Genomic DNA, 23,537 nt, shown 5'->3' with positions numbered 1-23,537 from the left:
CCATCATGTGCATTTTGTGAATCAGTTGGGTTCCAGCTGACAAACGGCATGCAGGACGCCTACACCCCCCATGCCATGGATCGTTTACGCTTGGGCCAGATGACTCGGGAGCGCCCCATGCCCAATACCGGCCTTTTCCATGTTCTGGAGCTGGACGCTGTTTCCGGCGTGCAGGGTATTGAGCGCGTCAGGTCCATTCGCGTGCGCTGCAACACCTGCGGCGGGATTACACAGTTGTCGGGGGACGCGTTGGGGGCGGTGCCCGGTGGAACGACGCTGGTGTGCGGCGCTTGTCCTTCGCGCCAGACGGTCAGCAACGCGCGGCTGGTCGAATGCGATCATGTCCTGCCCGGCAGCGCCCAGGGATCCGACGCGTAGGCGCGGGCTACGGGTCTGCCTGCGCCCAGCGCGCCAGATTCTGTTTCACTTCCCCGATGCCGGCCCAGGGGTCTTTGCGCCGCCGCTTGAGCTTTGCTGGCACGTCCTTGATCGTGAACGCGTCTGCGCGCTTGAGTTTCGCCAGATCGCCCCAGGCGATCGGCAACGCGACCGGTGCGCCCGGCCGCGCCCGCAGCGAGTAGGACGCGACTGCCGTGGCACCGCGCCCGTTGCGCAGGTAGTCGACGAAGATCCGCTTGTTGCGGAGGCTTTTGGTGGCCGTTGCCAGGAATCGCTGGGGCTCGGATTGCGCCAGCGCATCGGCGAAGCCCTTCGCAAAGCGCTTGGTCAGGTCCCAGTCGCATCCCGGGTTGAGCGGCACCACCACGTGCAGGCCCTTGCCGCCGGAGACACGCAGGAACGATTCCAACTGCAGCTGCGCGAGCAGTTTGCGGATGTCGGTTGCCGCCTTCTTGACCTCTGCAAAGGGTACGTCCGGTCCTGGATCCAGATCGAACACCACCCGGTCGGCCTTGTCGGGCGCTTCGGCGTGGCTGCCCCAAGGGTGGAACTCCAACGCGTTGAACTGCACCAGTTCAAGCAGGCTGGCCGCGTCACGCACCACCAGGTAATGGGCGTTGATGCCGCTTTCCTCCTTCAGCCTTACCGGATCGACCAGTTCCAGCCCGGCTGTGTGGTGTTTCTGGAAGAAGCAGGGCTTTGCGGTGCCACTGGGGCATCGGATGATCGACAGCGGACGATCAACCACCTCGGGCAGGAGGTGCTCCATCACTGCTGCGTAGTAGTCCCATACCTCCTGCTTGGTGTAGCCATCGCCAGGAAACAGGATCTTGCCGGGGGACGAAAGCGCGGGCGGTGTGCGGCCGGTAGCGGGTGGTTTTTTCGCCCTGCGCCCGGGTCGCGAGGGTGCATGCGTGCCACCCGCAGCCGGGGCCTTTCCGGCGCGATCGGAATCTTCGAGATCGGCGATGTCCTTGTCCGCCCGTACCGCCTTCAGCGATGCCTGGCGCAACAGCTTCTGCCCGCCAATCCCGCGATAGAAGACCTCCACCACGAAACGCGGTGCGAACCAGGTCGCGGCGCGAAGGTCGGTGTCCTGGGTGGGCACGTGCGCCGTCGGCTTGCGGCCGCCGCCGCCTTCGATGCGCCTGCTGACTTCGCCGATCAGTTCGTCCGAGAACCCGGACCCGACGCGGCCGACGTAGAGCCAGCCATGTTTCGGGTCTGGCCGCGCCAGCAGCAGCGAGCCGAACCCGGTGCGGCTGCCTTTCGGCGCGGTGTATCCGACCACCGCGAACTCGTCGCTGGCCAGCTGTTTGGTCTTTCGCCAATCCTCACTGCGGCCGCTGTGGTAGCTGCGATCGGCGCGCTTGGAAATGATGCCTTCGAAGTGCTGCTCACCGGCCAGGCGATAGGCCTCGTCGCCATCCCCCTGCACATGCGAACTGAACGCCAATGGCCTGCCCTGCCCCTCCAGCACGGAGTGCAGCAGGGCTTTGCGTTCCAGCAAGGGCGCATCGGCGATGTCCACGCCATCAAGATGCAGCAGATCGAACAATGCATACGTCAGGACGCCCTGCCGCTCGCCGGAGAGCGTGGCCTGCAGCAGGTTGAAGTCTTCCTTGGTGCCGGCGCCGGCGATGAGCTCACCGTCCAGTGCCGCCGAGGTGAGGCCCAGTGCCGCGATCGCGTCACGTATTTCAGGCAGCTTGCCGGTCCATTCCAGTGCGTTCCGCGACCACAGCTGCACGTTGCCCTCAGCCACCGTAGCAAGGATGCGGTATCCATCCCATTTGATCTCATGCACCCACTGCCCGCCCTGGGGCGGCGCGTCGCCCAGCTTGGCCAACTGCGGCTCAAACGGCCCGGACGGCGCCGCCGCCCTTCTCGCCTTGCCGAGCGCCAGGGCCTTCTTCGCCCAGTTCTTTCGTCGGGTGCGTGTGGGGGATACGACCGTGAGCTTCTTCTTCGCGGTCTTTCCGGCCCCGGCACGCTTCAGGTCCTCCGGGGGCGCTACAGCGACATCCGCCAGCAGATCGTCTGCCTCGATATCGCTGGCAAATTCGTCGTCGTCCTTGAACAGCAGCCACTGTGGCTGGCGCGCAGGCTTGCCGGAACGGACCAGATGCCATCCACCCTTGAGCTTGGCGCCGAACAGCTCGAAGCGTAGATGGCCCTTGGCGAGCTGGGCTTCCGGGTCACCCTGCGTGGCCCACACACCGTGGTCGAACTGGGCGACATGTCCGCCGCCATACTGGCCTTTGGGAATCTCGCCTTCAAATGCTGCGTAGTCGACGGGATGATCCTCCACCTCCACCGCCATGCGCTTGACCTTCGGGTCGTAACTGGGGCCCTTGGGAACGGCCCAGCTCTTCAGCGCGTCACCCACCTGCAGACGGAAGTCGTAGTGCCTGCGGCTGGCATGATGCAACTGCACCACGAAAATGGCGCGTTGGCCTTCTGGCAGCGCCTTGCCCGGTTCGGGCTCCCTGGTCTGGTCAAAACGACGCTTGCGGCGGTACTCGACCAGTGACATGGCAGCTCCGCGCTACTTTCCCAAGTGCTTGCGTACGGCAGCGGCGGTGGGCCCGACCTCGGCGACCGCGGCCCGAAGTTCCTCGGCTGACACACCCAGCGTCGTGGTCCAGTACTGCAGTTCATAGTCTTCGTTGACGTTGATGCGATCCCGGTCCGGGCTGCCGGTGTTCTTCTTGTCATCGCTCATGGGAGTCTCCACGCGTGATCGGGCGTGAAGTGACCGTACAGGCCGGCCCATGGGCGCCAGGCGACGCCACCGTGAAGCGATGGCGAAGGCCTGCCGGTATCGGGACTTCGGCAGGCGGGCGACAGACGCCACCTCGTGAAGACAACGCGCAGGGCTCGCGTTGGCGTTCACATGCCGCCTTCACCTGGCCCCCGCCTGATCGCAACCGGGCGGGACCTACGCTGAGCGCTCCACTCACAGCGGAGCCCAGCATGGCTATCAAGACAGCGGAAGACCTGTTCATCCACGAACTCTCGGATATCTACAGCGCCGAAAAGCAGCTGACCAAGGCCCTCCCGCGCCTGGCCCGTGCGGCCGAGAACCCTGACCTGGCCACAGCGTTTGAAACGCACCTGGAAGAAACCCAGGGCCAGATCGAGCGCATCGACCAGGTGGTGGAGGTTCTCGGCATCCGGCTGAAGCGCATCAAGTGCGCGGCAATGGAAGGTCTGGTAGAGGAAGGCAAGGAAGTGATCGACAGCATCGACAAGGGCCCTGTGCGCGATGCCGCCCTGATCGGCGGCGCGCAGAAGGTCGAGCATTACGAGATCGCGTCCTACGGCACCATCGCCGCGCTGGCCAAGCAGCTGGGCTACAAGGACGCCCTTCCGCTGCTGCTGGAGACGCTTGAGGAAGAGAAGGCCACCGACGAGAAGCTCACCCTGCTGGCCAAGGGCGGCGGCAATGCCAAGGCAGCACAAGCCGCCTGATCGACGCGCCCCGAAGCCGGCCGCCATGGACGGCGGCCTCAGGGTTCGTACAGCACCTGGTCGTTCGGGCAGAAGAACGTGCGCCGCCGGGTGGTGCCCATGTAAAGCTTGCTGATCGGGCCGCCGCATGCCGGGCAGATCCTGCGCGTGTGTACCTGCCAGTGCTTCTTCAACTCGAAACGGCGCTTCCACTGCAGGAAATCAAAGCTGTAGGCGCGGGCCTGCGTGATCAGCGCGGTGAGCCTGCGCGGTGGCAGGTCGCCCAGCCGCGTGGCGGGGTGCACGCCTATTCGGAACAGAACCTCGTTCTTGATGATGTTGCCCACGCCGGCAAAGACCGTCTGGTCCAGAAGCGCATCACAGACCATGACGTCCGGCATTGCCTTCAGCTTGCGCCGGGCCAGCTTCGGATCCCAGGCATCGTTCATCACGTCCGCGCGCCAGTCGTAGACCTCGTCCAACGGCTCGTCGATCAGCCGCACGGAACACGCATAGAAGTTCAGCTCGCCATTGTCGAACCGCAGGGATACACGCGGCGGGGTTGGCTTCCGTTCGTCGATGCGCCAGCTGCCGAACATCATCAGATGGATGCGCAGTGTGTGGCGGCTGAATTCCAGCAGGAAGTGCTTGCCCCAACTGCGGACCGCCTTGACCCTTCGGCCCTGCAGCGGCGACAGGTCGACCCGGCTGTTCCCGGAGACGGCGCGGACCACGTGCCCCTTGAAGTGGCTCGCTGCTTCGCGCAGCAGGACGATCGAAGGGCCTTCAGGCATGTTCCTTCTCCTGCAGCAGCGCCTGCAGGTGCAGGGCGTTGCCGGTGGCGTGACCCAGTGCGGTGTTGTCCAGTACGAACCAGGCGGGTCGTTTCGCCTCGGCCTCGGCCAGCAGCTGCCGCGCAAGGTGGGCAAGGGTGGGTTCGTCGTAGGCGCTGCGATAGATCTGTGGCTGGCCGTGCCAGCGCCAGTAGCTCCACGCGCGGTCACCGCCGGGCGTCGCTGCCGCCGGCACACGTGCCGGATCCGCGGCAACCCGTGCCACGCCATGCGCGCTCAGAAGCGCATCCACTTCCGGCGTGAACCAACTCGGGTGGCGCGGCTCGCACGCCACATCGGCCTGGGTACGCGCGCGCAGGCCCCGCAGGAATGCTCTGGCCGTGGCCGTGTCGTACACCAGGCTCGGCGGCAACTGCAGCAGTAACGGCCCGAGCTTTTCACCCAGCTCCAGCACGCCTTCAAGGAACCGCTCGAGCGGTTGCATTGCGTCGCGCAGCCGACGCTCATGGCTGATCTCTCGCGGCAGTTTCACCGCGAACCGGAAGCCCTCCGGCACGCTCGCCGCCCATCGCGCATAGGTCCTGGCCTGGTGCGGTCGATAGAAGGATGAGTTGATCTCCACCATCGGCAGGCGTGTGGCGTAGCGCTGCAGCGCGCTGTCGCCCGCGCCGAACGCTTCCTGATCCGCGCGCGGCAGCGACCAGCCCGCACAGCCGACACGCAGTGGAGCGGATGCACGCGGGGCGTCCGCCGCCGTCATCGTACCAGCTGCCCGTACGGTTCCAGGGTCTCTCCCGCACCTGCATCCGTCTGCAACTGTGAGACCGACAGCAGACGATCCAGTGCACTGGCGCCCGACTCCAGCGCCGACGCGCTGCGCACGAAGCCGGTCCAGTCGGAGATGGCGATCTTTCCCAGCGCGAGCTCATCCACCCGCACGCTGCGCATCCGCCAGTGCGGAAACTGCCGGCGCCCCACCCTGCCCCGGTTCAGCTCGACGATCCCACTGCGGCTGCCGGCCGCGAGAATGCGCGTGTACGCCGCATTGGTCCCGGCCTCCGGGCCCTCCAGATACTGCAGGAAGCGCGAGCCGTCGAACAGCAACGTGCCGGTGACATCGACGGATTCGTTGAACTGCACCGCTTCGGCCACAAGCCGTTGCAGCCGCTCTTCGGTCAGGCTTCGGGACGCTTCACTCACATAGGCAATCGCACGAAAAGGCATGGCACCACCGGTTGTTGCAGACAGCTCTACCTTAGCGACGCGGGTCGTATGTGCAGTGAGGCCGGCGTAGAGGCTGCGTCGAGTTGAGGCGCGGGCCCGCCGCATCGCCTTGACACGTGCTCGAGCGCGGCGGGCGCGCCTGCGGGCGCACACGCGCGTGCACCACGTTTCGTGGAGACCGGATGAGGAATCGTGGGCTTCCGGATGACGCCACGTTGGCGGTCATGCCACCGCGGTCTAGCGCCGGATCTGGAAGATGGTCCCTGCCGCCAGTCGGGCGGCTCAACCCAGGGAGACTTTCCATGGCCAACCAGAACCAGAACCAGGGCAACAGCAACCGCGGTTTCGCTTCGATGGACGAGGACAAGCAGCGCGAGATCGCCGCCAAGGGTGGACGTGCCGCGCACGAATCAGGCAACGCCCATGAATTCAGCTCGGAAGAAGCACGCGAAGCCGGCCGCAAGGGCGGCGAAGCGGTGAGCCAGGATCGCCAGCACATGGCGGACATCGGCCGCGAAGGCGGCCAGAACAGCCGCGGGGGTGGAAACCAGGGCGGTAACCAGGGCGGCGGGCAGCAACAGCAGGAACGCGGCGGCGGTAACAACCGCGGTGGCCAGCAGCGCTGATCGCGGCTGAAGCCAGATGCACCTCTTCGTGGGCGGACGTGATGTCCGCCCACTTTCGTACGCCTTGACGCTGATCAAGGGCTTCGCCACTGGGGCGCCGCAGATGGGTGCCCCAGCTCTTTCACGGCTCGCGTGGTGGCAGGTCCAGTGCTCCCGCGCCCGGGCCGGCCCCCAGCTCGGCCCCGGTGGTCGGCCGCGCTTCCGGGTCGGAGAGTGTACGCAGGGCCATGGCCTGCACCGCCGCTTGTTCGCGCGCGTCCAGGTCCACCGTGCCGCCGCCGTCGCCACCATCCACAGCGGTCTGTGCCTCGCGGTCGCTGACCCGCTCCCATAGCTCGCCGCTGTTCCAGCTGCCCTGCAGGTCGTCGGCGCCGTCGCCCTGCGACATGTCCATGTACAGATCGGTGAACGCAGGGTCCCCCGGCAGCTTGCCCGGCGGGAAGTTGGGCTGGATGCTGTGCAGCGCCTTCTCGAATGACTTCATGTGCGCGATCTCGCGCGTCATCAGGAAACGCAGCGCATCCTTGATACCGGGGTCGTCGGTGACGTTGATCAGGCGCTCATACACCAGCTTGGCGCGCGCTTCCGCAGCGATGTTCGAGCGCAGATCGGCGGTAGGTTCCCCGATCGAGTCGATGTAGGCCGCTGTCCACGGCACCCCGCTGGAATTGACCAGCGCCGGCCCGCCACCGTACAGGATCTGCTCGGTATGGCTGGTGCTGTTCTGCCCCAGCAGCCGCATATCCTCGGCCTCGGCAAGCCCTTCGGACTGAATGGCCTTCGGCCCGCGGTTGAGCATGGCGATGATGGTGCCGATGATCTCCAGATGGCTGATCTCTTCGGTGGCGATATCCATCAGCAGGTCCTTGCGGCCCGGATCGCATTCGCCAAGTCCCTGGGTGAAGTAACGCATGGCGGCAGCAAGCTCGCCCTGCGGGCCGCCGAACTGTTCAAGCATGAGGCTGGCGAGCTGCGGGTTGGATTCGCGCACGCGCACGGTGTACATCAGCTTCTTGTGATGAAAGAACATGGGGTTTCTCCAATGGCTGGCTGTGCTGGCTTCGGGGTCAGCGCTTGGCTTGCGCGCCCGGCGTTTCGTCGCGATTGAGGAACGCACCGACCAGGCCGTCCTGGTGGTCTTCCAGCCAGCGCGCCATGGCGATCTCTTCCTGCAGGATCTGGCCACAGACCGCGGCGATGTCCGGCGCTGCGGCACGCTCGGCAGCAATCACCAGCGCCCGGTAGGTGGCGATCTCGGTGTTTTCGAAGCCGAACGAGAGCCCCACGCTCTTGACCACCTCGTCTTCCATCAGGCTTGTGCCGGCCGCATGGAGAGCCGCAGTCATGCTGGCGAACAGTCCCTTGGCGGTCGGCACGCTTCCTCCAAGCGCTTCAATGCACTGGCGCAGCGAAGCGGCCTGCCCCTGCGTCTCCTGGACGTGCTGGGCGACCCGTGCAGCGAGGTGGGGATAGTTCTGGATCCGCGAAGCCATGGCCTTCATCATGGTCTCCGCCTCCTGCTCCATGGCGTAGGCGTCCTGCAGCCACTTCAACAGGCGCTCGCTTCGGGCGTTGTTCTGGTCTGCCATTTCGTTCTCCGGTGCGGGGCGACATGCCTCCGGAGACCATGGTGGAGCGCCGGCAATCACTGCCCTGTCGGCCGGTGTGAGCCGTCGAAGGTGGGCGCTGCACGCAGTGGTGATGCGGCGATAACATCCGCAGCCCTGTGTTTCACCCAGGAGGTGCTCTCAGGTCGCCATTGCGCTGGATACGCCCACGCCGGCTGCAGGTCGCTCGCGCCTGGCGTTCGAGGCGCACGCGCCGCCCGCCGCCATCACGGCCTGCATTACCCGATGTTGAGCACGATGCCCGCCACCATCCACGCCCACGACATAGACGAAGCGCCCATCGAACTTGGCCTGTGCGCCTTCCATGGCGTCGTCGGCCAGCAGTGCTCGCTTCAGCGACTTCATCCAGGCCCGTTCAGGCGCCCGGTCCAGCTCCACGACGATGGCGGCACCGCCGCAGTCGAGCGGCATGCACTCGACACGCAGTACGCCTGGAGCGACAGAATCGGTTCCGGATAGCGGCATGACAGAATCTCCGATGCGGGGGACGGCGGCAGTATCCACAGCGCGTGCCAAGACGCCGTCAACGAAATCCAGGGCACCTTCCACACCTCCTCCACCCGGTTGGCGGCGCGCTCGGGGGGAGGCTTCGCGCCGGGCTGACAATGCACACGCATGGCGTTGATGCAGCACAGCACAGACTGCAGTTCCCAGGACAACACAGGCGTGCACGTATGCAATCCGGAATGAGCCAGCGCAGATGCAACCTGCTGCTGGTGGAAGACCAGCTCGACCTGGCTGCGCTGATGGAACAGGCGCTGGAGGACGCAGGCGATCAGGTAACGCATGCCTACAGCGTGTTCGATGCGCTGGGGCTGCTGGACAACCAGCGATTCGACGGCGCCGTGCTCGATGTCGAGCTTCGCGACGGCGTGGTCTTCCCGGTGGCTGATCGCCTGACGGAACTCGGCATTCCGTTCCTGTTCGTATCCGCGGTCTATGACCAGTTGGTGCCGCAGCGTCACCGTCGCGCCGCTTTCGTGGCCAAACCGTTCCACGTCGGCGAGTTGCAGGAGACGGTTCGGCGCGTCATGGGGGATGTCTGCGTGCAACCGCCGGCGCATTGATTGCCATGGGGTGGTCACCCCAGGTGCGGGGCCACCACCAGGCTCAGCTGGCGCAGCGCGCCGCCACGGGAGAGCCCATCCCAGTTGCTGCGCGCCACGCTGCGGATCTCGGAGTCATCGACCCACAGCAGCCGCATTGACCAGTAGGGAAAGAACCGGCCGGAAACCCTGCCCCGGCCCAGCTCGATCACCTCGCAATGGCTGCGGGCACTGAGGATGCGGCTGTACACCACGTTGATGCTGTCTTCCGGTCCCTCGATGTACTGGAGGAAACGGAGCCCGTCATAAAGAAGCACACCCGTAACGCCGGCTTCGAAGTTGAAGCGGGCGGCGGCCCTGGCGAGGTCATCCACATGGTCCATGGAAAGCCCCGATGTCGCCTCACTTGCGTAGGCGACTGCACGGAGGGGCACGTTCGTTCCTTCTGACGCAGGAGATTTCCTGCTCGTCCATCATCGCTTCGCGGAGGTAGGCAGGGATGAGGGCCTTCGTGGCCTGCGCTCTCCCAACGCTCTCCTCAACCGCACGCTCCGATAACACGGGGCGCTTGCGTGACGGTGTGGCTGACCCTCAGGTGATCAGGGCCGATGCTTCCGCGCCGGAGCGCTCGCCACCCAGCGCCGCCAGATAAGCGGAGAATCCGCCTGTAGCACGCCCCTGCAGGCGCGCACTTGTCATCACCACGGGAGCGCCAGCCCATCGCACCACCGCACCGCAGCGTTGCAGCGCTCTGACAAGCGCCACGTCTTCACTACAGTGCAGGGGAGCAAAGCCGCCAACGGCCCGATAGGAACTGGCAGAGACGCCGAGGTTGGCACCGTGGATGCGCCCATGATGGTCGCCCCACTGCTGTCTTGCCTGGAATGCCCTGCGCAGGCGCCGTTCACCCTGGCAGGACGTCGCTATGTCCACCAGTCCGCAAAAAGCGTCACAACCGCCCTGAACCTGTGCGGCCAGCCACTCGGGAGGCACCTCGCTGTCAGCGTCCGTGCTTGCCAGCCACCTGGCGCCCCGCCCCAGCAGTTCAGCAGCGGCTGCGGCCCGGGCGACACCGACGCAGCGTGCATCCAGCTGCACGCTGCCGACCAGGTGTTGGCGGCAGATGGTGCCCGTTGCATCCGTACACGCATCCAGCGCGACCATCACCTCCACTGCTTCGCCGCCGAGGCCCGGGTGAAGGGCCGCCACCCGGATGGATTGCAGGCACCGCGCGATACTGTCCGCCTCGTTGTGGGCGGGTATCAGGACGCCTATCACCGCAGGCCCTCGTTCCGGGCCAATGACAAGGGGCCCCGTGTCCATCCCTGAAGCACGAAGTCCGCATCGCGGTAGTGGAAGGCCTCCTGCAGGCCTTCCCCCAGGCATCGATGCACCACCTCGGTCCGGCTCGCGCGTCCGGCGAACGAGGGCAACCAATGGCAGGCAACCAGCAAGCCGTCATCGCGAAGTGCTTCATCGATGCCACGGCGCAGCTCGCGCAGTGCGCCTGCTCCCAGGTAGTAGCCCATTTCGCCGCAGACGATCAGGTCGAAGCGCCCTGGCGGCCACTGCTCGGGATGGCTGGCGCAATGGACCTGCACGTGCGGCAGATGGGCCAGGTTGCGGCGCGCCTGGAACGCCGCACGTGGGCTGATGTCGGTGGCCAGCAGGCGTTCGCAACGTGCGGCCAGCGCCTCGGTCAGTACGCCGTTGGAACACCCCAGTTCCCAGCCGCGAGCGAACTGGCGCTGGCTGAGGCTTGCCAGCAGCAGCGCACGCTTGCGCTCTTCATACCACCGGCTGCGGTAGCCGAACGGGTCCTCCTGCTCATGCAGGTCATCGAAGTACGGTTGCGCGCTCATGCAAGGAATACCTCGTAGTTTCGGAAGAATCGGGCGAGTACATGTGCGGGCAGCACCGGCGGGCTGTTCAGGCCCACCACGTCGCCGGTCTGTGTACGGAAATGCGCGATCGCGTTTCGCTTTGCGGACGCCACTGCTGAAATGTCGACCAGCTTCGGAACCTCCCACGCCATATGTGCGCAGGCAGGGTCAAGCCAGTGCCAGCCCCACGCCGGGTACTCCAGCCGGTGGCAACCGACCGCCCGCGCGGCGCGGCAGGCAGCGCGTCCTGCCGCTTCGTGATCGGGGTGACCATCAAACCGCCATGGCGCCAGGACCAGGTCGCGCGGTTGCAGATACTGCTGCAGCCAACCTTCCAGCCCCTGCTCATGCGCGCTGACCGCGCCGTCGGCGATACCCAGGTGGAAGATGGAGCCGACCGGAATACCGAGTTCGCCCAATGCCGCGGCAAGCTCCGCTCGGCGCGCTGATCGCAGGCGTTCGGGCGTCCACCACGGCTCGCCCGGGTAGCATGCTTCGCCGTCGGTCACGGCAACGACACTGACGTCGATACCCTGCCCCACAGCGTGATGCAGCAGCCCGCCACAGCCGAGGATTTCGTCGTCCGGATGCGGCGCGACCACCACCATGCGGTCATGCCCGCTGCAGAGTGCGGTTGCCGATGTGGTCGGTTGCTGCCAGAGCCAATCGCAGTGCAGCCAGGCCTGCTCCTGGGTTCCTTCCCCTTGCAGGGGTGTCCTGGCTACAGCGCCCATGTTGCCTCCTGTGCTGCACGCTGCTCGCCCAGCCATTCCCAATCGCGGTCGGCGTGGCTCTGGCGAAGGAACACGGTCAGGTCCGCGCAGCGCCGGGCATGGGCGTCCTCCAGGCACATCGGGCCCGGGCCCAGCGCCCGACCCGCCAGGTCCAGCACACGCGTTGCCGCGCGCTCAACGACACAGCGCACGCGCACTACATCTTCGCGATGGGCCAGTTCGGGCGCGGCGTCGATGTGCGCCGCCAGTTCGCGAAGCAGCGCGGCTGCCGGGCCAAGGGCGAGGTCCACTTCACCCAGCAGCCGCGCGCGATTTCCCTCGGTGCAGGCCGGTCGCATGCGCTCGGCCAAAGCGGCCGCTGCACCAAACCAGACCGCCGCGATGCCTGCCCCGCCGTGCCAGAAGCCCGGGCGCTGCAGGTAGTCATCGCGCGTCCCCAGGATCACCATCGGTGCGCCGTCAAAGCGCACCGTGGTGGAAGGGATTGCGGCCATGCCCACGGCAGGCCATGGCTCGCCCGCAAGTGTGTGCCAGTGTTCCGCCGCTACCTGGCATAGCCACACGCCCTGCGGGTTGCGAACCGTTACCAGTGCCGCATCTACCCATGCGCTGCCGGAACACCAGGGTTTGTCACCGTACAACCCACCGCCGGCATCGATGCGAACGGTGTTGGCCGGACCCTCTGCAGCCCACACCGCCAGCAACGTGTCTTCAGCAGGGATGGGCGCCCTCAACTCGGCAGCAATCGCCTGGGCGTCATAGTGGGCCTCCAGTACCTTGGCCAGGCAAAGATCCTCTGCCCCCCAGGCTGCCAGCGCCTGCCAACGCTGCAGCGTCTGGCCGCCACCGGGCAAAGGCAATGCCGGTTGCTGCACCAGCACCTGGCGTGCGCGATTGAACAGCGAAGAGGATGACGTCACATCCTGCATGGGTGGCAGACCTGCAATGGAGATACGCCATGAACGTAGGCGGCAGGCGGTCACATGTCTGTCTTGATGGCGTGGCGGGCACATGAATGCCCGGTACCATGATCCTCACGGCCCCGTCTGCGTGCGCTGCCTTGCACGCACGCACTGCCGCAGTTCCCAGAGCCATGGCAGCACCACCAGGCCCAGCGCCGGCAGCAGGGTGAACCACCAGACGTCCGGTTCTGCAGGCTTCACTTCGAGCGACCACCGCGGGTGGACCTGCCAGCCCACCCAGGCCAGCAGGACCCACGGCGCGGCATCCAGCACGCTGTGCACATGCTGTTCCGCCGGGCTGATGCGTCGACGGCCGTCCGCGCTGACGGTATCGAGATAGCCGGCGACCGCGTGTGCGATGACCAGGCCTGCCAGAAGCGCGACCAGCGACAACGTGTTCTCCAGCAGGAGCCAGGCAAGCACACCGCTGCCGATCAGCAGCAGCTGCACCCCATGCAGCAGGCTTTCGCGCATCGCGGAAGTGTGCGGAAGATCGGTGCGCCGGTGAAAATGGAAATCCAGCGATCCGGCAGCCAGCCACAGGGCGTAGACACAGGCGATGACAATCGCGCTCATGGCGGCACTCTCAGGGTGTCAATACGATCTTGCGGCAGTCATCGTCCTTGGCATCAAACATTGCATAGCCCTGAGCTGCATCGGCCAGGCGCATCCGGTGCGAGATGATGTCACCCGGGTGCAGCTTTCCTTCCATGATTGCGTCGAGCAGTTCCGGCATCAGTCCCTGCACGTGGGTCTGCCCCATCTTGAACGTCAGCCCCTTGTCGAACGCATCACCCAGCAGAAAACCATGGATGAAGCCAGCGTAGACACCCGGGATGCTGACCACGCCGCCGCGGCGTGCTGCCGCGATGCACTGCCTGATCGCCACGCCGCTGCTGCCCTCCAGCTTCACGGCAGTCAATGCTGACTCCAGCGCACTGCCCTCGGCCTCGAAGCCCACCGCCTCGATGCAGGCGTCCACGCCCCGCCCGCTGGTCTGGGCAAGGATGTAGTCCGCCGGGTCTTCGATCTCCTTGAAGTCGATGGGCGTCACACCGTAGGTACGGCGCGCATAATCCAGACGGTAACGAAGATGGTCGACCATGAAGATGGTCTCTGCGCCCAGCAGGCGGCAGCAGGCCGCGCTCATCAGCCCCACCGGGCCCGCACCGAAGATGGCCACCGTCGAGCCCGCCTTCACCCCTGCGTTCAGCGCAGCCTGGTAGCCGGTGGGGAGAATGTCGGACAGGAACAGCACCTGCTCATCCGCAATGCCTTCCGGAATGCGCAGCGGGCCTACATTCGCCTTCGGTACACGCACGAATTCGGCCTGGCCCCCGGCCACGCCGCCATACAGATGGCTGTAGCCGAACAATGCGGCCGGAGGCAGCATGCCCTTCTGATTCAGTGCGGCGCCCTTGCCGGTATTGGTGGTTTCGCAAGCGGCATACTCGGCCAGGCGGCAATGGAAGCACTCTCCACAGGCGATCACGAAAGGGATCACCACACGATCGCCCGGCTGCACCTGGGTCACGCCGCTGCCGACCTCTTCCACCACGCCCATGAACTCGTGGCCGAGCACATCGCCATCGTGCAGATCCGGAATCTTGCCGCGATACAGGTGCAGGTCCGATCCACAGATGGCGGTGGCAGTTACCCTCAGGATCAGATCATCCTCGGCCGCCAGTACCGGGTCCGGTACGGTCTCGACTCGCACATCCTTGCGGCCGTGATAGGTCAATGCCTGCATCGTGCTTCTCCAGGAGCTCGGGACGCCAGCATCGCAAGGCCGCCATCCCGCTTCGGTGACATCCCGGTGTGCACGGCGTTCATTCTACGGGGTCATGGTGTTAACCCGGCCCGGTGCAGTCTTCGGTCTCTAGCCGCAGGAGCTGCCCATGAACGACAAGCTGCCCTTCAATCCGACGACAGACGTGGACGATCAGTCGAAGGCGCACACGCCGGACGAGCGGCGCAACGATCGAGCCAAGTGGAAGGAGCACGACATGCCCGACGACGGCGATGGCCCCAAGGCCGTACCGGAAGACTACGAACGTCCTGATCCTGACCCGACCGGAAAGCGTTGAGTCCGCCTCACATTCTGGATGCGCCGGATTCACGGGTCATGGCCTGCTACCCGCGCAAGCTTCGCGCACGGCCTCTGGAACAGACTGAACGAGGTGTTGCATGTGGAAACGCAACGGTCTCTCGCTGGTGCTGCTTATGCTCACGCTTGTGTTCATCGTCGGGCAGGCGGTTGCCGGGCATCACGTGCACAACCAGGAACTGGTCGAGTACGGACGCGCGCCGATCGATCTCTGGCACTACCTCGCGACGGGGCACTTCGTCAGCGCCACGTTCGAGAACTGGGAGAGCGAGTTCCTGCAGATGGGGATGTATGTGCTCCTGACGGTCAGCCTGCGCCAGCGCGGCTCGGCCGAATCGCGGCCGCTGGACCCTGCGCAGGAACAGAATCGCGTCGAGCCGGGGCCCACGCCGTGGCCGGTAAGGCGCGGTGGTCCATGGAAGACGCTTTACGGTCATTCGCTTGCGATTGCGTTCGGGCTGTTGTTCCTGTTCAGCTTTACACTGCATGCAGTGGGAAGCTGGCGTGCCGAGGAGGCCGAACAGCAGTTGAAGGGATTGCCGCCGCCAGGCTTTGTGGAGCACCTCGCCAGCAGCACATTCTGGTTCGAATCCATGCAGAACTGGCAGAGCGAATTCCTGGCCGTGCTGTCCCTGGTGGTGCTGACGATTTTCCTGCGCCAGAAAGACTCGCCGCAATCCAAGCCGGTTGAGGCCCCACACGCGCAGACAGGTGATTGAGCCATGCGAGATGATCCATCGACGGCCCTGCTGATCATCGACATGTTCAGCCGATTCGACTTCCCTGGCGCTCAAAAGCTGGCGCCGGCGGCAGAGCGGGCGGCCCGGCAGGTCCGGCGCCTGAGGGATCACTTCGACGAACGCGGTTGGCCGGTCATCTACGCCAATGACAATTTCTCGGATTGGAAGCGCGACTTCCGCCAGCAGGTGGGACAGTGCCGGCGCGACGGTGGCCCGGCGGGGCGAATCGCCAGCGTTCTCTCGCCTTTGCCTGGTCACTACTTCGTGCTCAAGCCCAAGCACTCGGCCTTTCTGGCCAGCCCTTTGCCGATTCTGCTGGCCAAACTGGGAGTGCGCCGCCTTTGCCTGTGTGGCATGACGGCCGATTCATGTGTCCTGGCTACAGCGTTGGACGCCAACGCCAGGGAATTCCACGTGGTGTTGGCGTCGGAGGCCGTGGCGGGGATGCCAGCGCAGAAGCGGCGGGCACTGGCGCTGCTTGCTGGTTCGGGCGCAGCGCGGGTCGCGCGGGTTTCTTCACTTGTCTCTGGGCAGGAGCGGGGTGGCGTTGACGGCGACTCAGGCCCGGTCGGCTAAACCCTGTACACCTGAATGACCGGCGCAGTGTGCGCAGCAGAAGATCTGGCCGTTTCCTTCAACACCATGCCCGATAACAGCGCAATCGCAGTGTGCGCAGCGCGGTGCGAATGCGTGGATCGCGCATTCGAACGAATCGAACGTGCCGCTGCGTCCGCCCTGCTGGAGGGTGAAGCTCTTGTCGTAGTTGTTGCCGCAGACATCACAGGTGGCCATGGGGCACCTCGTGCTGTGGAAGGAACATGCAGTGTGTACAGCGCGGGTGTCGGTGGCCGTGAATGCACCGTGTCGCGAGGGTGTAGGACGTTCGCGTCGTCACGCGTTGGGCGCGGCCCGTCCTATTCGTCTTTGCCGGGCTCGGCACTGCCACCCCGCGACGCGCCACCACCACAGGGAAATGCGGTCCGCAGCGCTTCGGCAACCAGTGAAGACGCATCCTGCTGCAATCGCTCGCGGGGCAACTGCCGGAGATGGGAAGACACACGGTCGACCAGCTCATGCGGAAGAATCCTGCCTTGGCCACACCACTGGCCGTGGCTGGCATCGGCAACGCCCTGGATGTAGGCGCTGGCGCGAGCGCTGGACAGGTTCCGGCACTGCTCGCCGTCGCAGAACCCATCAGCGCCTTTGCCCTGCAGCAGGGTGATGAGTTCGGCTCCACTGACAAGCCAGGTGCGTGCCGGTTGCGTTGTTCCGGCGAGGGCGGATCCTGCCAGGGCGCAGAGGCCAAGTGCGAGGAGCCGACGCGTGAGGCGGCGCGCCTGGGGTTCGTGATGTCCGTTCATGTCGGAGTCCTTGGCGCGTTCCTGTGGGATGCACACAGCGTGGGGCAAAGTCGAGCTAGCTGGTTGTGGACAGATGGCTTGTAACAGACAGCGGCTGGCCCGCCAACACCCGGGCGGCATTCCCAGGCTTCGCCGCGATCGGGCGCCGAGCTATCGCGCTGCCGTCGACCCTCTGACCACGCACCGGCCCGTCATTACGAGTCGGCGTACCGGCAGCTCCGGCGTGCGCAGGCGCTCAAGCAGCAGCGACATCGCGGCCCGCCCCATCTCCTCAACCGGTTGCTCGATCACGGTGATGCCCGGCTCGACCAGCTCGGTCCAGCGTTCGTTGTCGAAGCCGGCCAGTGCCAACGCCTCTGGAATCGCCAGCCCTGCGCCGCGGGCGGCTTTCAATGCTCCCATCAACAGCAGGCTGTTGCTGGTGACCAGTGCTTCGGGGCGGGACGGCGTAGCGAGCCACTGATCGACCGTCGCGATGGCGGCTTCGGCCGTGGGTTCAACCTCACGGTAGTCCGGCTGCAACCCATGCGTGCGCATCGCAGCAAGATAACCGTCACGTCGCTCGGCCGCGGTGGTACTGGTGCTGCCGAACAATCCGCCGATGTGCCGATAGCCGCGCTCGACCAGATGCTCGACCAGGCCTGCCATCGCTGCCGGATTGTCGAGTACCACGCTGTCGATCGGACCGCCGGGCGCGGCACGGTCCACCAGCACCGTCGGATAGTCCAGCGTGAGCCGCTCGAGCCGGCCCACCGTGGTCCGGGTTGGCGCGAAGATCAGGCCACTGATGCGCTCTTCGTGCATCAATTGCAGATACAGCGCCTCCCGCTCGGGGTCCTCGTCGGTGTTGCAGAGGGTGACCCGAAGACCTTCGCGATAGGCCACCTCTTCCACGGCGCGGATCAGCGCCGTGAAGAACGGGTTGCGGATATCCGCCACGATCAAGCCGATGATGCCGGTGTGCCGGGAGCGCAGCCGTCTTGCCTGCAGGTTGGGTCGATAGCCGGTCTGGCGGATCGCCAGCTCGACCCTGCCGCGCACGTCCTCGCTGACCGGACCGCCCCCGAGCACCCGTGACACCGTGGATTTGGACACCCTCGCCACGCGTGCGACGTCGTTGATGCTGATGCTCATTGGAAACGTTCCCGGAAACGTGGGCTGTTCATGGCCGGATGGCTGTTCAGGACAATGCTAACGCCAAAGGACTATTGGCTTTTTGTGCAGTGCACATTGAAATGTGCAGTGGGAACGTTCCCAATACGCCTCAGCCATCCCCCCGGAGCCCGCTTTGTCGCCCCTGACCTCCCCTTCCCCCGTCAGCCGGGAACTGATCCGCCTGGATGCGCGGGCACAGGACAAGACCAATGCCATCGCCCAGGTGGCCCAGATGTTGGTCGCTGCCGGCTGCGTGGCGCCGGGCTACGAGGCCAGCATGGGACGCCGCGAAGCGCTGGTGAACACCTTCCTCGGCCATGGCGTGGCGATCCCGCACGGGCTCGGCGAGGACCGCCACCTGGTGCGCCGCGACGGCATTGCGGTGCTGCAGTTGCCGGAAGGCGTGGAATGGAACCCCGGCCAGGTCACCCGCCTGGTGGTTGGCATTGCCGCCCAGTCCGATACCCACATCACCCTGCTGCGCAGGCTGACCCGCCTGATCCAGGACGAGGCCGCGCTGCAGCGGTTGTTCACTACTCCCGATGCAAGTGAAATCGTCAATGCGCTGGCCAGTGATGCGACTGTCAGCGTCGCCCACGTACCGGTGACGGACCTGGCCGAGCGTTTCGACTGGACCATTGCTTACCCCAGCGGACTGCACGCGCGCCCGGCCACGCGCTGGGCCGAGACGGCGCGGGGTTTCATGGCCCGGGCCCAGGTGCGCGCGGGCGATCAGGCGGCCGATGCCAAGAGTCTGGTGGCGCTGCTGCAGCTCGGGCTTCGCGAGGGCGATGCCGTACGTGTTTCTGCCGAAGGCGCCGATGCCCCCGCACTGCTGGCTGCACTACGCAAGACCATGGACGGGCTGGTCGCGCAGGAAAAGGCCGATGCGGAGCGTGCAGCGCAGCGAAAGACGGCGCCGGTCGCCGGCTGGAATCCGCCCGAAGCGCAGGCAGCGATCGTCGGCATCGGCGCCAGCCCCGGGCTGGCCATCGGTCCGGTGCATGTACTGGCCAGCGCGCAGGCCGATGTTGCCGATCGCCCTGCCCCGCTTGGCGAGGGCGGCGCGCGCCTGCAGGATGCACTCAGCCGTACCCGCCAGCAGCTCGCCGCGCTGCAGGACGACACCCAGCGCCGCCTTGGCGCCTCGGATGCGGCGATCTTCAGGGCACAGGCTGCGCTGCTTGACGACACCGACCTGATTACCCGCACCTGCCAGCTGATGGTTGAAGGTCATGGCGTCGCGTGGTCCTGGCACCAGGCCATCGAGCAGATCGCCTCCGGGCTGGCGGCGCTGGGCAATCCGGTGCTGGCCGGGCGCGCTGCCGACCTGCGCGATGTGGGTCGGCGCGTACTGGCGCAGCTTGACGCCTCTGCGGCCGGTGGCGGCCTGGCAGATCTACCGGCGCAACCGTGCATCCTGCTTGCCGCCGACCTGTCACCCTCGGATACCGCCAACCTTGACACCACCCGCGTGCTCGGCCTCGCCACCGCACAGGGCGGCCCCACGTCGCACACTGCGATCCTCTCGCGCACGCTCGGCCTGCCGGCGCTGGTTGCCGGTGGCGCCGAACTGCTGGCGATCAAGGCCGGCCGCGAAGCGATCATCGACGGCAGCAGCGGGCGGCTCTACCTGTCCCCTTCCGAGGCCGATCTTGCTTCGGCACGCGCCTGGATCGCCGAGCAGCAGCAGATCCGCGCGCGCGAAGCCGCACAACGCGCGCAGCCGGCGCAGACCACCGACGGCCATCGCATCGACATCGGCGCCAACGTGAACCTGCCTGAGCAGGTGCCATTGGCGCTGGAACAGGGCGCGGAAGGTGTCGGCCTGATGCGCACCGAATTCCTGTTCCTCGAACGCGGCAGCACGCCCAGCGAGGAGGAGCAGTACGCAACCTACATGGCGATGGCCAAAGCGCTGGAAGGCCGTGCGTTGATCGTGCGTGCGCTCGATATCGGTGGCGACAAGCAGGTCGCCCACCTGGAGCTGCCGCACGAGGAGAACCCGTTCCTCGGCGTGCGCGGCGCGCGCCTGCTGCTGCGCCGCCCGGATCTGCTTGAGCCGCAGCTGCGTGCGCTGTACCGCGCAGCGAAGGAAGGGGCACGCCTGTCCATCATGTTCCCGATGATCACCTCGGTGCCTGAACTGGTCGCACTGCGTGCCATCTGCGAGCGCCTGCGCGCCGAACTCGAGGCCCCCGACGTGCCGATCGGCATCATGATCGAAGTACCGGCCGCGGCCGCCCAGAGCGATGTGCTGGCGCGCCACGCCGACTTCTTCTCGATCGGCACCAACGACCTGACCCAGTACGTGCTGGCGATCGATCGCCAGAACCCGGAGCTGGCCGCAGAGGCCGACAGCCTGCATCCGGCCGTGCTGCGCGCGATCCGCACCACGGTGGACGGCGCACACACGCAGGGGCGCTGGGTGGGTGTCTGCGGCGGCCTGGCCGGCGATCCGTTCGGCGCAATGCTGCTGGCAGGGCTGGGCGTGGACGAACTGTCGATGACCCCGAACGACATCCCGTCCGTGAAGGCACGCCTGCGTGGCAGCGCGCTGGCCGATCTGCAAACGCTGGCTGCGACGGCGCTGGACTGCGAAACCGCCGAGCAGGTGCGCGCCCTCGACGGAGCCCGCGCATGAACGCCCGCGCCGTCACCGTTACCTTGAACCCGGCGATCGACCAGACCGTGCGGCTGGCCAGCCTGCGGCCGGGCCATGTGCACCGCGCCCGCAGCAGCCGCGACGATGCGGGTGGCAAGGGCATCAACGTGGCCGCCTGCCTGGCCGACTGGGGCGTGCCGACCACCGCGCTGGGCGTGCTCGGTGGCGGCAACGACGGTGTGTTCGGCGCGCTCTTCTCCACGCGCGGCATGGTGGATGGTTGCCTGCGTATCCCCGGCAGCACCCGCACCAACATCAAGCTGGTTGACGAGGACAACGGCGAAACCACCGACATCAACCTGCCCGGCCTGGCCCTCGACGATGCCGCTCTGGACGCAGTGTCGCGCAGGCTTGGCGCCTTGCTGCTGCCGGGCCTTCCGGTGGTGCTGTCCGGCAGCCTGCCGTCTGGACTGCCGTCCGATGCATGGGCGCGACTGCAGGCGCAGGCCGCCGCCGCCGGTGCGCGCGTGCTGCTGGACACCAGCGGCGACGCACTTGTGGCTGCATTGAGTGACACCGCTGGTGCACTGCCCTACGCGGTCAAGCCCAACCGCCACGAACTGGAGGCCTGGACCGGCACCCCGCTGCCGGACCGCAGCGCCCTGCGCGTCACTGGCCAGGCCTTGGTCGAACGTGGCGTTGCGCTCGTAGCGATCTCGATGGGCACCGACGGCGCGCTGTTCATTGATCGCAGCGGCGCCCTGGTCGCTCGACCACCGCGACTGGCCCAGGGCAGCACGGTCGGTGCGGGCGACGCGATGGTGGCCGGCATCGCTGCCGCCTTGCTGGAGCCTTCCATCGATCTGGACGGCTGCGCGCGGCTGGCGACCGCGTTCTCGATGAGCCGGCTGCAAAGCGGTGACGCACGACGGCTGGACCCGGCGCAGGTACGCGGTTGGACCGGCGATGTACTGATCGAGCGGTTGGATTGACCCCCCTGCCGGGAGCACGGCGGCGGCTTCAGGCTGACCGCAGCGCTTTCGGCAAGCACGAGCCCGAAGAATTCCAGGAGTTTCCATGCACGCTTTCACCGTAGTCATCGCCGCCGGCGAACGCAGCATCGAGGCGGTTCTCGCCGCCGAAGCGCTGCGCCGCGCCGCCCGCCAGCGCGGGCTCGAGCTGATGATCGAGATCCGCAGCGACCAGGGCGTGACCGGCGCACTGTCTGCCTCGGACGCCGCCGCCGCGACGCAGTTGCTGCTGGTGGGTGAGGGTGAGGCGGACATCGCGCGCTTCGCCAATGCCGGGATCGTGCATGCCAGCCTGGGCGAGGTACTGGACGACCCGGCTGCGGCGCTCGCACCGCTCGCGGCCGCGGTGTCGGGCAACGCCGGCACGCATGCGGGCAAGCGCATCGTCGCCGTCACCTCCTGCCCCACCGGCATCGCCCACACCTTCATGGCGGCGGAGGGCCTGCAACAGGCCGCCAAGGCGCTGGGCCATGCAATCCGGGTCGAAACCCAGGGCTCGGTCGGCGCGCAGGACGCGTTGAGCGACGAGGAAATCGCCGCCTCAGACCTCGTCCTGATCGCCGCAGACCGCGAAGTCGATCTGTCGCGCTTCGCCGGCAAGCGCCTGTTCAAGAGTGGCACCAAGCCGGCGATCAACGATGGCCAGAACCTGATCCGCAAGGCGCTGGCCGAGGCCGGCGTGCAGGCAGGTAGCGCGACTCCGGGCCGCACGGCCGAAAAAACCAGGGCCACCGGCCCCTACAAGCACCTGATGACCGGCGTGTCGTTCATGCTGCCGTTCGTCACTGCCGGTGGCCTGCTGATCGCACTGGCGTTCGCACTCGGCGGCATCTATGCCTTCGATGACGCGCACAAGGGCACGCTGGCGTGGTCGCTGTTCCAGATCGGCGCCAAGTCCGGCTTCATGTTGATGGTGCCGGCGCTCGCCGGTTACATCGCCTACTCCATCGCCGACCGGCCCGGCATTGCGCCCGGCATGATCGGCGGACTGGTAGCAGTGAACATGGATGCTGGCTTCATCGGCGGCATCCTGGCTGGCTTCACCGCCGGTTATGGCGTGCACTGGATCAACCGTGCGCTGCGCCTGCCGCGCAGCCTGGAAGGGCTCAAGCCGGTGCTGATCCTGCCAGTGCTGGGCACACTGCTGGTCGGCCTGTTGATGATGTACGTGATCGGTACGCCGGTCGCCGGGCTGCTGGCGTGGCTGACCGACTGGCTGCGCAGCATGCAGGGCAGCAGCGCGATCCTGCTTGGCCTGCTGCTGGGCGGAATGATGGCGGTGGACATGGGCGGGCCGGTCAACAAAGCGTCCTACGCATTCTCTACCGCATTGATTTCCAGCCAGGTCTACACGCCGATGGCGGCCACGATGATCGGCGGCATGACGCCGCCGCTGGGTATCGCACTGGCGACATGGCTGTTCAGCAATCGCTTCACCGCAGAAGAGCGAGGCACGGCCGGCGCCGCCAGCGTGCTTGGCCTCAGTTTCGTGACCGAAGGCGCGATCCCCTACGCCGCGCGTGACCCGCTGCGCACCATTCCGGCGCTGATTCTGGGTTCTGCGGTGGCGGGAGCGATCTCGATGGCTGCTGGCGTCGAGCTGAAGGTGCCGCACGGTGGTGTGTTCGTGCTGCCGATCCCGAATGCGGTCACTCATCTCGGCATCTACCTGCTGGCATTGCTGGCTGGCGTGGCCGTCACCGCAGTCGCGCTGCGCATCCTCAAGAAGCCGGTGACGGCCGCGGCCTGATCCCCCTGCCCTCACGGTCCTTTCGCGGTCCCTGCGCGC

Annotated in this window: 28 protein-coding genes; 10 read left to right on the top strand and 18 right to left on the bottom strand. The window is 66.4% G+C overall.

Features of this window, described 5'->3' with window-relative positions:
* The first annotated feature begins 117 nt into the window (after positions 1–117).
* Complete coding sequence (locus H4O10_RS00965) at positions 118–378, top strand: hypothetical protein (protein ID WP_224482002.1); 261 nt, start codon at positions 118–120, stop codon at positions 376–378.
* A gap of 7 nt (positions 379–385) precedes the next feature.
* Here the strand turns inward: H4O10_RS00965 and ligD are convergent, their stop codons facing one another.
* Both ligD and H4O10_RS00955 read right to left on the bottom strand, forming a co-directional pair.
* Positions 386–2,935: a DNA ligase D gene (ligD, locus tag H4O10_RS00960; RefSeq protein ID WP_012480283.1), complete on the bottom strand. Its 2,550-nt coding sequence runs from the start codon at positions 2,933–2,935 to the stop codon at positions 386–388.
* Positions 2,936–2,947: 12 nt separating this feature from the next.
* The gene (locus H4O10_RS00955) at positions 2,948–3,124 is read right to left on the bottom strand and encodes a DUF3606 domain-containing protein (protein WP_005409690.1); all 177 of its coding nucleotides are present in this window, start codon (positions 3,122–3,124) and stop codon (positions 2,948–2,950) included.
* 251 nt (positions 3,125–3,375) lie between these two features.
* On the opposite strand from H4O10_RS00955, the gene H4O10_RS00950 reads away from it, so the two are divergent.
* Positions 3,376–3,873 carry a DUF892 family protein gene (locus tag H4O10_RS00950; RefSeq protein WP_005409691.1) on the top strand — a complete coding sequence of 166 codons (498 nt, stop codon included), beginning with the start codon at positions 3,376–3,378 and terminating at the stop codon, positions 3,871–3,873.
* A 38-nt stretch (positions 3,874–3,911) separates the two neighbouring features.
* On the opposite strand, the gene H4O10_RS00945 is transcribed toward H4O10_RS00950, so the two are convergent.
* Genes H4O10_RS00945 through H4O10_RS00935 form a run of 3 tightly spaced genes read right to left on the bottom strand, consistent with a single transcriptional unit; the run spans position 3,912 to position 5,870 of the window.
* Positions 3,912–4,646 (bottom strand): DNA-formamidopyrimidine glycosylase family protein, encoded by a 735-nt coding sequence (locus H4O10_RS00945; RefSeq protein WP_012480284.1) that lies wholly within the window; start codon positions 4,644–4,646, stop codon positions 3,912–3,914.
* Positions 4,639–5,406 carry a DUF72 domain-containing protein gene (locus H4O10_RS00940; protein ID WP_012480285.1) on the bottom strand — a complete coding sequence of 256 codons (768 nt, stop codon included), beginning with the start codon at positions 5,404–5,406 and terminating at the stop codon, positions 4,639–4,641. The genes H4O10_RS00945 and H4O10_RS00940 overlap by 8 nt, the downstream gene beginning before the upstream one ends.
* Positions 5,403–5,870, bottom strand: a complete 468-nt coding sequence (locus H4O10_RS00935; RefSeq protein ID WP_012480286.1) for a BLUF domain-containing protein — start codon at positions 5,868–5,870, stop codon at positions 5,403–5,405. Before H4O10_RS00935 ends, H4O10_RS00940 begins: the two co-directional genes overlap by 4 nt.
* 302 nt (positions 5,871–6,172) lie before the next feature.
* On the opposite strand from H4O10_RS00935, the gene H4O10_RS00930 reads away from it, so the two are divergent.
* Positions 6,173–6,496, top strand: a complete 324-nt coding sequence (locus H4O10_RS00930) for a KGG domain-containing protein (RefSeq protein WP_005409695.1) — start codon at positions 6,173–6,175, stop codon at positions 6,494–6,496.
* A gap of 121 nt (positions 6,497–6,617) precedes the next feature.
* Here the strand turns inward: H4O10_RS00930 and H4O10_RS00925 are convergent, their stop codons facing one another.
* The 3 genes from H4O10_RS00925 to H4O10_RS00915 all read right to left on the bottom strand — a co-directional run bounded on the left by H4O10_RS00925 (position 6,618) and on the right by H4O10_RS00915 (position 8,673).
* Positions 6,618–7,526, bottom strand: a complete 909-nt coding sequence (locus tag H4O10_RS00925; protein ID WP_012480287.1) for a manganese catalase family protein — start codon at positions 7,524–7,526, stop codon at positions 6,618–6,620.
* Positions 7,527–7,563: 37 nt separating this feature from the next.
* Complete coding sequence (locus H4O10_RS00920; protein ID WP_012480288.1) at positions 7,564–8,085, bottom strand: ferritin-like domain-containing protein; 522 nt, start codon at positions 8,083–8,085, stop codon at positions 7,564–7,566.
* Between the two features lie 159 nt (positions 8,086–8,244).
* Positions 8,245–8,673 carry a hypothetical protein gene (locus tag H4O10_RS00915; RefSeq protein WP_232503850.1) on the bottom strand — a complete coding sequence of 143 codons (429 nt, stop codon included), beginning with the start codon at positions 8,671–8,673 and terminating at the stop codon, positions 8,245–8,247.
* A 125-nt stretch (positions 8,674–8,798) separates the two neighbouring features.
* Between H4O10_RS00915 and H4O10_RS00910 the strand changes: the two genes are divergently transcribed.
* Entirely contained in the window at positions 8,799–9,191 is a 393-nt protein-coding gene (locus H4O10_RS00910; protein WP_005409699.1) for a response regulator, read from the top strand.
* A gap of 14 nt (positions 9,192–9,205) precedes the next feature.
* Here the strand turns inward: H4O10_RS00910 and H4O10_RS00905 are convergent, their stop codons facing one another.
* The 7 genes from H4O10_RS00905 to H4O10_RS00875 form a co-directional block, all read right to left on the bottom strand.
* Positions 9,206–9,604, bottom strand: coding sequence for a BLUF domain-containing protein (locus tag H4O10_RS00905; RefSeq protein WP_012480289.1), 399 nt, complete (start codon positions 9,602–9,604; stop codon positions 9,206–9,208).
* Between the two features lie 157 nt (positions 9,605–9,761).
* Positions 9,762–10,448 (bottom strand): glycosyltransferase, encoded by a 687-nt coding sequence (locus H4O10_RS00900; RefSeq protein ID WP_012480290.1) that lies wholly within the window; start codon positions 10,446–10,448, stop codon positions 9,762–9,764.
* Entirely contained in the window at positions 10,445–11,032 is a 588-nt protein-coding gene (locus H4O10_RS00895; RefSeq protein ID WP_012480291.1) for a class I SAM-dependent methyltransferase, read from the bottom strand. Before H4O10_RS00895 ends, H4O10_RS00900 begins: the two co-directional genes overlap by 4 nt.
* Entirely contained in the window at positions 11,029–11,787 is a 759-nt protein-coding gene (locus tag H4O10_RS00890; protein ID WP_012480292.1) for a PIG-L family deacetylase, read from the bottom strand. Before H4O10_RS00890 ends, H4O10_RS00895 begins: the two co-directional genes overlap by 4 nt.
* Positions 11,775–12,716: a hypothetical protein gene (locus H4O10_RS00885; protein WP_005413479.1), complete on the bottom strand. Its 942-nt coding sequence runs from the start codon at positions 12,714–12,716 to the stop codon at positions 11,775–11,777. The genes H4O10_RS00890 and H4O10_RS00885 overlap by 13 nt, the downstream gene beginning before the upstream one ends.
* Before the next feature lie 105 nt (positions 12,717–12,821).
* Positions 12,822–13,325 carry a hypothetical protein gene (locus H4O10_RS00880; protein ID WP_012480293.1) on the bottom strand — a complete coding sequence of 168 codons (504 nt, stop codon included), beginning with the start codon at positions 13,323–13,325 and terminating at the stop codon, positions 12,822–12,824.
* A gap of 10 nt (positions 13,326–13,335) precedes the next feature.
* On the bottom strand, positions 13,336–14,499 hold the full coding sequence (locus H4O10_RS00875) for a zinc-dependent alcohol dehydrogenase (protein ID WP_005409706.1): 1,164 nt from the start codon (positions 14,497–14,499) through the stop codon (positions 13,336–13,338).
* A gap of 148 nt (positions 14,500–14,647) precedes the next feature.
* Between H4O10_RS00875 and H4O10_RS00870 the strand changes: the two genes are divergently transcribed.
* The 3 genes from H4O10_RS00870 (at position 14,648) to H4O10_RS00860 (ending at position 16,172) form a co-directional block, all read left to right on the top strand.
* Entirely contained in the window at positions 14,648–14,836 is a 189-nt protein-coding gene (locus H4O10_RS00870) for a hypothetical protein (RefSeq protein WP_012480294.1), read from the top strand.
* Between the two features lie 100 nt (positions 14,837–14,936).
* Entirely contained in the window at positions 14,937–15,575 is a 639-nt protein-coding gene (locus tag H4O10_RS00865) for a DUF6766 family protein (RefSeq protein ID WP_062607055.1), read from the top strand.
* A 3-nt stretch (positions 15,576–15,578) separates the two neighbouring features.
* On the top strand, positions 15,579–16,172 hold the full coding sequence (locus H4O10_RS00860; protein ID WP_012480297.1) for a cysteine hydrolase: 594 nt from the start codon (positions 15,579–15,581) through the stop codon (positions 16,170–16,172).
* On the opposite strand, the gene H4O10_RS00855 is transcribed toward H4O10_RS00860, so the two are convergent.
* The 3 genes from H4O10_RS00855 to H4O10_RS00845 form a co-directional block, all read right to left on the bottom strand.
* Entirely contained in the window at positions 16,155–16,388 is a 234-nt protein-coding gene (locus H4O10_RS00855) for a hypothetical protein (protein ID WP_005409710.1), read from the bottom strand. The two genes, H4O10_RS00860 and H4O10_RS00855, sit on opposite strands and share 18 nt — an antisense overlap.
* Positions 16,389–16,510: 122 nt before the next feature.
* The gene (locus tag H4O10_RS00850) at positions 16,511–16,957 is read right to left on the bottom strand and encodes a Rap1a/Tai family immunity protein (RefSeq protein WP_080047700.1); all 447 of its coding nucleotides are present in this window, start codon (positions 16,955–16,957) and stop codon (positions 16,511–16,513) included.
* Between the two features lie 150 nt (positions 16,958–17,107).
* On the bottom strand, positions 17,108–18,091 hold the full coding sequence (locus H4O10_RS00845) for a LacI family DNA-binding transcriptional regulator (RefSeq protein ID WP_005409711.1): 984 nt from the start codon (positions 18,089–18,091) through the stop codon (positions 17,108–17,110).
* A 154-nt stretch (positions 18,092–18,245) separates the two neighbouring features.
* Between H4O10_RS00845 and ptsP the strand changes: the two genes are divergently transcribed.
* The 3 genes from ptsP (at position 18,246) to H4O10_RS00830 (ending at position 23,498) form a co-directional block, all read left to right on the top strand.
* A complete protein-coding gene (gene ptsP, locus H4O10_RS00840; RefSeq protein ID WP_180845689.1) occupies positions 18,246–20,756 on the top strand; it encodes a phosphoenolpyruvate--protein phosphotransferase in 2,511 nt (836 codons plus the stop codon).
* Positions 20,753–21,709, top strand: a complete 957-nt coding sequence (locus H4O10_RS00835) for a 1-phosphofructokinase family hexose kinase (protein WP_012480300.1) — start codon at positions 20,753–20,755, stop codon at positions 21,707–21,709. Before ptsP ends, H4O10_RS00835 begins: the two co-directional genes overlap by 4 nt.
* Positions 21,710–21,794: 85 nt before the next feature.
* Positions 21,795–23,498 carry a fructose-specific PTS transporter subunit EIIC gene (locus H4O10_RS00830; RefSeq protein ID WP_012480301.1) on the top strand — a complete coding sequence of 568 codons (1,704 nt, stop codon included), beginning with the start codon at positions 21,795–21,797 and terminating at the stop codon, positions 23,496–23,498.
* The last annotated feature ends 39 nt before the right edge of the window (positions 23,499–23,537 follow it).

Origin of the sequence: Stenotrophomonas sp. I18B00994, assembly GCF_014145825.1 — a bacterium.
Classification (GTDB): domain Bacteria; phylum Pseudomonadota; class Gammaproteobacteria; order Xanthomonadales; family Xanthomonadaceae; genus Stenotrophomonas; species Stenotrophomonas maltophilia.
Note: the sequence above shows the minus strand (reverse complement) of the source record. Positions and strands in the feature narration are given on the sequence as shown.

Excerpts from the sequence above, each read along its gene's own strand:
- H4O10_RS00945 (WP_012480284.1), bottom strand. The coding sequence starts at position 4,646 with ATGCCTGAAGGCCCTTCGATCGTCCTGCTGCGCGAAGCAGCGAGCCAC.
- H4O10_RS00910 (WP_005409699.1), top strand. The coding sequence starts at position 8,799 with ATGCAATCCGGAATGAGCCAGCGCAGATGCAACCTGCTGCTGGTGGAA.
- H4O10_RS00890 (WP_012480292.1), bottom strand. The coding sequence starts at position 11,787 with ATGGGCGCTGTAGCCAGGACACCCCTGCAAGGGGAAGGAACCCAGGAG.
- H4O10_RS00925 (WP_012480287.1), bottom strand. The coding sequence starts at position 7,526 with ATGTTCTTTCATCACAAGAAGCTGATGTACACCGTGCGCGTGCGCGAA.
- H4O10_RS00920 (WP_012480288.1), bottom strand. The coding sequence starts at position 8,085 with ATGGCAGACCAGAACAACGCCCGAAGCGAGCGCCTGTTGAAGTGGCTG.
- H4O10_RS00845 (WP_005409711.1), bottom strand. The coding sequence starts at position 18,091 with ATGAGCATCAGCATCAACGACGTCGCACGCGTGGCGAGGGTGTCCAAA.
- H4O10_RS00850 (WP_080047700.1), bottom strand. The coding sequence starts at position 16,957 with ATGAACGGACATCACGAACCCCAGGCGCGCCGCCTCACGCGTCGGCTC.
- H4O10_RS00895 (WP_012480291.1), bottom strand. The coding sequence starts at position 11,032 with ATGAGCGCGCAACCGTACTTCGATGACCTGCATGAGCAGGAGGACCCG.
- H4O10_RS00940 (WP_012480285.1), bottom strand. The coding sequence starts at position 5,406 with ATGACGGCGGCGGACGCCCCGCGTGCATCCGCTCCACTGCGTGTCGGC.
- H4O10_RS00865 (WP_062607055.1), top strand. The coding sequence starts at position 14,937 with ATGTGGAAACGCAACGGTCTCTCGCTGGTGCTGCTTATGCTCACGCTT.
- H4O10_RS00955 (WP_005409690.1), bottom strand. The coding sequence starts at position 3,124 with ATGAGCGATGACAAGAAGAACACCGGCAGCCCGGACCGGGATCGCATC.
- H4O10_RS00860 (WP_012480297.1), top strand. The coding sequence starts at position 15,579 with ATGCGAGATGATCCATCGACGGCCCTGCTGATCATCGACATGTTCAGC.
- H4O10_RS00965 (WP_224482002.1), top strand. The coding sequence starts at position 118 with ATGCCCAATACCGGCCTTTTCCATGTTCTGGAGCTGGACGCTGTTTCC.
- H4O10_RS00950 (WP_005409691.1), top strand. The coding sequence starts at position 3,376 with ATGGCTATCAAGACAGCGGAAGACCTGTTCATCCACGAACTCTCGGAT.
- H4O10_RS00830 (WP_012480301.1), top strand. The coding sequence starts at position 21,795 with ATGCACGCTTTCACCGTAGTCATCGCCGCCGGCGAACGCAGCATCGAG.
- H4O10_RS00835 (WP_012480300.1), top strand. The coding sequence starts at position 20,753 with ATGAACGCCCGCGCCGTCACCGTTACCTTGAACCCGGCGATCGACCAG.
- H4O10_RS00855 (WP_005409710.1), bottom strand. The coding sequence starts at position 16,388 with ATGGCCACCTGTGATGTCTGCGGCAACAACTACGACAAGAGCTTCACC.
- ligD (WP_012480283.1), bottom strand. The coding sequence starts at position 2,935 with ATGTCACTGGTCGAGTACCGCCGCAAGCGTCGTTTTGACCAGACCAGG.
- H4O10_RS00885 (WP_005413479.1), bottom strand. The coding sequence starts at position 12,716 with ATGCAGGATGTGACGTCATCCTCTTCGCTGTTCAATCGCGCACGCCAG.
- H4O10_RS00870 (WP_012480294.1), top strand. The coding sequence starts at position 14,648 with ATGAACGACAAGCTGCCCTTCAATCCGACGACAGACGTGGACGATCAG.
- H4O10_RS00930 (WP_005409695.1), top strand. The coding sequence starts at position 6,173 with ATGGCCAACCAGAACCAGAACCAGGGCAACAGCAACCGCGGTTTCGCT.
- H4O10_RS00935 (WP_012480286.1), bottom strand. The coding sequence starts at position 5,870 with ATGCCTTTTCGTGCGATTGCCTATGTGAGTGAAGCGTCCCGAAGCCTG.
- H4O10_RS00875 (WP_005409706.1), bottom strand. The coding sequence starts at position 14,499 with ATGCAGGCATTGACCTATCACGGCCGCAAGGATGTGCGAGTCGAGACC.
- H4O10_RS00880 (WP_012480293.1), bottom strand. The coding sequence starts at position 13,325 with ATGAGCGCGATTGTCATCGCCTGTGTCTACGCCCTGTGGCTGGCTGCC.